This window comes from Novosphingobium sp. KN65.2 (genome assembly GCF_001368935.1).
Classification (GTDB): Bacteria; Pseudomonadota; Alphaproteobacteria; order Sphingomonadales; family Sphingomonadaceae; genus Novosphingobium; species Novosphingobium mathurense.
Genome location: NZ_CCBH010000099.1, coordinates 1 through 625 on the forward strand (window position 1 = coordinate 1; position 625 = coordinate 625).

The following is a 625-nucleotide window of genomic DNA, read 5'->3' on the forward strand; positions in this document are numbered from 1 at the left end:
ATATGTGCTTGCGGCGGGGTGCTATCCCTACAACCTCGCTGCATGGCGTATCAGAAACCATATCCGGGATGACAAGGGCGACCTGTGGACGCGGGTTGCCAATTATCATTCCCGAACGCCGGTCCATAATGCCCGCTATCGGGCGCTGATTATGGCGAAAGGCGCGCGCTGGGAGGCGTGGCTTTCCTCGCGCTATAATACCTACAGCGTGAACGGCGTGCCGGTAAGCGGCGGCGCTCCTGCTGCGCGATCGACCTCGATCCCACTCACGATCACGGCGGCCGACGCGACGGGCGGGGGCCAGCTCGCGGCGCAACCCGCGATCGTCCAGCCCGAAGGCAGCGCCGACGCCTCGGCGGGCTATGTCGCCTCGATCTTGGCCGCTGCGTTCAATGCTCGCATAACCGATACGTGGCGGGCGCTGGAAGCCAATTACGGGGCCGCCAACAGCTTTCACAAATATGGGCAGGCGGTGGATTTCGTGCCGCGTGCCGGGCTGCACACGATCACGCGCGAGCAAATCCGCGCCGTGATGGCGCAACATGGTATTCGCGTGGCGGAGCTGCTGGGGCCGGGGGACCGGGGCCATGCCGATCATTGGCATCTGGCTTTCTATACCGGCGAT

The 625-nt window shown here is 64.3% G+C and carries 1 pseudogene; it reads left to right on the forward strand.

From position 1 onward, the window contains the following. Positions 1–625 (forward strand): annotated as a pseudogene (locus SPHV1_RS03710) (muramidase); the annotation flags it as partial.